The sequence below is a fragment of the Streptomyces sp. NPDC000941 genome (assembly GCF_053599555.1).
Genome location: NZ_JBSFMM010000408.1, coordinates 1 through 4,897, shown reverse-complemented (window position 1 = coordinate 4,897; position 4,897 = coordinate 1). Strand labels below are relative to the sequence as shown.

Sequence of the window (4,897 nt, the reverse complement as noted above, 5' to 3'; positions counted from 1 at the left end):
GCCGCCGGGCGTCGCGCGCGGCGCGCAGCGGCTCGGTGGAGCCGGTGAGCCCGGCGAGTTCATCGGCGTTGGGCTTGACGATGTCGGGGCGGGCGGCGACGCCGCGGCGCAGCGGTTCGCCGCTGGTGTCCAGCAGCGCGGGCACGCCCGCCGCGCTCGCCTCCCGGATGAGCCGCGCGTACGTCCCCACGGGGACGCCGGGCGGCAGACTGCCGCACAGCGCGACCGCGGACGCCTCGCGCAGCAGCTCGGCGTACGAGTCCAGGAACGCGGACCACTCGGGCGTGGTGACGATCGGGCCGGGCTCGTTGAGCTGCGTGGAGTCGCCCGAGCCGGTGTCGACGACGCCGACGGTGCGCCGGGTCGTACCGGCGATCGGCACCAGGGCGTCCAGCACCCCGCCGCCGAGTTCGGCGAGCCGTTCCCGCAGGACCGTCCCGGTCACGCCCCCGGCGAAGCCCGTGACGACGGTGCGGTGGCCGAGGGCGGCCAGCACTCGGGCGACGTTGAGGCCCTTGCCGCCGGGCCGTTCGGTGACCTCGGTGACGCGGTGGGTGGTGTGGGCGCGCAGGCGCGGCACCTGGTAGGTGATGTCCAGGGCGGTGTTGAGCGTGACCGTCAGGATCACCCTGGCATCCCCTTCGTCCAACCCCGGCCCGTCCCCCGGCCCGGTCCTCGGCGCCGCCCCACAGGTGCGCGCCGAGCGTGCCACCGAATGTGCCACCGAACGTGCGCCTGTGTGTGCCGTGTGTGTGCGGCTGTGAAGGATCATGCCAAAACGGCGGCGGCGGGCCCAGACCCCCACCGCCGCCGGCCCGACCGACCGAGGTGTCGAATCAGCCCACTTCGGGATCGATCACCCACTCGCCCCGGCGCATCACGCCCACCAGCCCGAAGTCCTCGCCCAGCACGACCAGATCGGCGTCCTTGCCGGCCTCCAGCGAACCCACCCGGTCGTCGAGGCCCAGGACCCTCGCGGGGGTGGCGGACAGCGCCCGTACGGCCTCGGGCACGCTCAGCCCGTCCAGGGTCACGGCCCGGGCGAAGGCGCGGTCGAGGGTCAGGGTCGAGCCCGCGATCGAACCGGCCGTCGGGCCGCTGCTGATCCGCGCGACCCCGTCGGTGACCTCGACCTCCATCGGGCCCAGCGGATAGACCCCGTCGCTCATACCGGCCGCGCCCATCGCGTCCGTGATGAAGGCGACCCGGTCGGCGCCCGCGCGGCGGAAGGCGAGGCGCAGCGCGGCGGGGTGCAGATGGGTGCCGTCGTTGATCAGCTCGATGGTGACCCGCTCGTCCTCCAGCAGGGCGGCCACCGGCCCCGGCTCGCGGTGCAGCAGCGGCGGCATCGCGTTGAACAGGTGCGTCGCCACCGTCGCGCCCGCCTCGACGGCCTCGAGCGCCGCCTCGTACGCCGCGTCGGTGTGGCCGACGGCCGCGATGACGCCGCTGTCGGCCAGCAGCCGTACGGAGTCCAGGCCGCCGGGCAGTTCGGGCGCGAGCGTCATCATCTTCGCGGTGCCGCGCGCGGCGTCGACGAGCTTGCGCACATCCGCCGGATCCGGGTGGCGCAGCAGCGACGGCTGGTGGGCGCCGCAGCGGTGCGGGGAGATGAAGGGGCCCTCGAAGTGGACGCCGGCCAGTTCGCCCTGTTCGACCAGTTCGGAGAGGGCCGCGGCCTGCCGCGCGAGGTCGTCGAGGTCGCCGGTGACGGTGGAGGCGAGCAGGGTGGTGGTGCCGCGGCGGCGGTGCGTATGGGCGACGGTGAGGGCTTCCTCCGCGGTGCCGGCCGAGAAGGACGCGCCCCCGCCGCCGTGCACATGCATATCGACGAAGCCGGGGACGATCCAGTGGCCGGTCAGATCGAGCGCGGGGCCGCTGTCGTCCCCCGGCGCGCCGCCGGTCGCCGTTCCGCCCGCGCCCGCCTCGACGATGTGCCGGCCCTCGACCGTCACCCGCCCGTCCTCGACCACACCGGTCGGCAGCACCACCCGGGCGCCCGTGAGAACCGTTCGAGCCGTTGGAGCCGTTCGTCCGACCATCAGGCGCTTACCTCCGTGGAGAGTAGGTCCCAGGCGAGCAGGCCCGCGCCCAGGCATCCGGCGGTGTCCCCGAGGGCCGCCGGGACGATAGAGGGCAGCTTCTGGAACGTGATCCGCTCCTCGACCGCCGTGCGCAGCGGCGCGAACAGGGTCTCCCCGGCCTCGGCCAGACCCCCGCCGACGATCAGTACCCCGGGGTCCAGCAGGGTGACCCCGGTGACCAGGCCGTCGGCGAGCGCGCCCACGGCCTCCTGCCACACCGCCACCGCCCGCGGATCGCCGGACTCGACGGCCCTGGCGCAGTCCGCGGCGTCGTTCTTCACAGCGTCGCCACCGCTCGCCCGCGCCCAGGCGCGGCCCACCGCGGCGGCGGAGGCAAGTGTCTCCAGACAGCCGAACTGCCCGCAGCCGCATGCCGGGCCGCCCGGCCGTACGACGATGTGGCCGATCTCACCCGAGGAGCCGTTGGCCCCGGGGTCGACGCGTCCGTGGACGCCTATGGCCCCCGCGATGCCGGTGCCCACCGATACGAACAGGAAACGGTCGGCCCCTTCGCCGGCTCCTATCCGTCCCTCGGCCAGCCCGCCCATGCGTACGTCGTGGGCCAGCGCGACCGGCGTCCCGGCGAGCCGTTCGGCCAGCAGGGCGCGCAGCGGCACATCGCGCCAGCCGAGGTTTGCGGCGAAGACGGCGATGCCGCGGTCCTCGTCGAGGACCCCGGGCACGCCGACCCCGGCCGCGGCGGCGGGGCCTCCGTAGCGCTGCTCGCCGATGGCGCGCAGCTCGGCGGCGAAGTCGAGGATCGTGGCGACGACGGCTTCCGGTCCGCGCTCGCGGCCGGTGGGCCGCCTGTCCTCATGGAGGAGCGCGCCGTCCGCCCCCACGAGGGCGGCCTTCATGCCGGTGCCGCCCACATCGAGGGCGATGACGTGTTTCACGGGGACAGTCTCGCGCGATGGACCGTGAGAGGTCTAGTCCACTCGCCGTCAGGGGGTCGCTCAGGCTCTGGTTATTCGCGTTATTCGCGTAAAGGTGAAGTTCGATACCGAAGCGATATCCGTATGGTGTAGACCCTGTGGAGGTATGCGGGGCAGACTCGCTCGACCCTTCTGGGAGCAGCCAGAAGGACAGTCAAACCACGAGGGTGGGGAAGAGCAGTGCAGCGTCGGCGGTTCTTGGGTCTGACGGCGGCGGGGGCCGCGACGGCGGCGATAGCGCCCGCGCTGACGGCGTGTGGAAGCGACAGCCCGGGCTCGGGCGAGGTCACCCTGAAAGTGGTGGCGGCCGACTACGGCGACAGCTCGGCCAACAGCTCCCAGAAGTACTGGGACAAAGTGGCCAGGGCGTTCGAGGTCGAGCACGAGAACATCAAGGTCGACGTCACGATCCTCAGCTGGACCGAGATCGACAAGAAGCTCGCCGACATGGTCAAGCGCGGCGAGGCCCCGGACATCGCGCAGATCGGCGCGTACGCCGACTTCGCCGCCGCGGGCAAGCTCTACCGCGCCGACCAGATGCTCTCCATCCCCACCCAGGCCGGGTTCATCGAGTCGATCGCGCGGGCGGGCGAGGTCAAGCGGGTGCAGTACGGACTGCCCTTCGTCTCCAGCGCCCGGCTGTTCTTCTACAACCAGAAGCTGTTCGACGAGGCCGGCGTCACCTCGGTCCCGGAGACCTGGGCCGAGCTCAAGGCCGCCGCCGTCAAGCTCAAGGCGATCGGCGTGAAGATCCCCTACGGGCTGCCGCTCGGCCCCGAGGAGTCGCAGGCCGAGGCCCTGATGTGGCTGCTCGGCGGCGGTGGCGGCTACGCCGACGCCAACGGCAGCTACACCATCGACTCGACCCAGAACATCAAGACCATGGAGTGGGTGCGCGACGAGCTGGTCGGCGAGGGCCTGACCGGCCCCGACGCCCCGGGCCGCACCAACCGCCAGGACATCTTCGACGCGTTCACGCGCGGCGAGGTCGGCATGCTCAACGGCCACCCGACCCTGATGCAGCAGGCGGACGGCCACGGCATCAAGTACGGCACCGCGCCGCTGCCCGGCCGCGACGGGAAGTCCAGAGCCACCATGGGCGTCGCCGACTGGATCATGGCCTTCAAGCAGAACGGCAACCGCCGGCAGGCCGGGCTGTTCCTGGACTTCCTCTACAGCGAGCAGAACGTGCTCGACTTCACCAGCCAGTACGACCTGCTGCCGGTGACCACCAAGGCATCCGGCACGATGCGCGGGGACCGCAAGTACAAGCGGCTGTGGAAGTTCCTCGACGAGCTGGGGACGGCGCAGTTCTACCCGGTGGACAAGACGTCCTGGGCGACGGTCCAGTCGGACCTGAAGAAAAAGATCGGTTCGGTCGTCTCCAAGGGCGGCGATCCGGCGGGCGTGCTCAGCGAGATCCAGCGCCAGGCCGACGCGCTGGAGACCACGGCGGGTTAGCGATGCAAGGCGAGCACGATCAGCAAGGCCGGGCCTGGGACGGGCATGCGGAGGAACACGCGGCCGGTCCCGGTGACGCGGTCGGTCCTGGTGACGCGGCCGGGGCGCCAGGCGAGGCGGTCGGTCCCGGCGAGGCGGCCGGGCTGTCCGAGCGGGACCGGGCCGTGCTCGCCGTGGAGCGGCGCGGCTGGCCGGGGCCCGGCGCCAAGGAGCGCGCGATACGCGAACAGCTCGGCATCTCGCCGACCCGCTACTACCAGCTCCTCAACGCCCTCCTGGACGACCCCCGCGCCCTCGCCCACGACCCGGTGACCGTCAACCGGCTGCGCCGCGTGCGCGCGGCGCGGCGCGAACGCCGCTGACGCGAACGCCGCTGACGCGAACGCCAGAACGCAAGAGCGACGAGAAGCGAAAGAG

5 protein-coding genes are annotated in these 4,897 nt (G+C 72.6%); 2 read left to right on the top strand and 3 right to left on the bottom strand.

Annotation, left to right across the window (positions count from 1 at the left end; genetic code table 11):
* The 3 genes from ACWDSL_RS51890 to ACWDSL_RS51880 form a co-directional block, all read right to left on the bottom strand.
* A partial coding sequence (locus ACWDSL_RS51890) for a 1-phosphofructokinase family hexose kinase (RefSeq protein WP_450496575.1) occupies positions 1 to 628 on the bottom strand: 628 nt, incomplete at its 3' end.
* A gap of 208 nt (positions 629 to 836) precedes the next feature.
* Positions 837 to 2,042, bottom strand: coding sequence for an N-acetylglucosamine-6-phosphate deacetylase (gene nagA, locus ACWDSL_RS51885; RefSeq protein WP_450496573.1), 1,206 nt, complete (start codon positions 2,040 to 2,042; stop codon positions 837 to 839).
* Positions 2,042 to 2,980, bottom strand: coding sequence for an ROK family protein (locus ACWDSL_RS51880; protein WP_450496571.1), 939 nt, complete (start codon positions 2,978 to 2,980; stop codon positions 2,042 to 2,044). Before ACWDSL_RS51880 ends, nagA begins: the two co-directional genes overlap by 1 nt.
* A gap of 219 nt (positions 2,981 to 3,199) precedes the next feature.
* Between ACWDSL_RS51880 and ACWDSL_RS51875 the strand changes: the two genes are divergently transcribed.
* Both ACWDSL_RS51875 and ACWDSL_RS51870 read left to right on the top strand, forming a co-directional pair.
* The gene (locus ACWDSL_RS51875; RefSeq protein ID WP_450496570.1) at positions 3,200 to 4,480 is read left to right on the top strand and encodes an extracellular solute-binding protein; all 1,281 of its coding nucleotides are present in this window, start codon (positions 3,200 to 3,202) and stop codon (positions 4,478 to 4,480) included.
* Positions 4,481 to 4,482: 2 nt separating this feature from the next.
* Positions 4,483 to 4,842, top strand: coding sequence for a DUF3263 domain-containing protein (locus ACWDSL_RS51870; protein ID WP_450496568.1), 360 nt, complete (start codon positions 4,483 to 4,485; stop codon positions 4,840 to 4,842).
* Positions 4,843 to 4,897 lie beyond the last annotated feature (55 nt).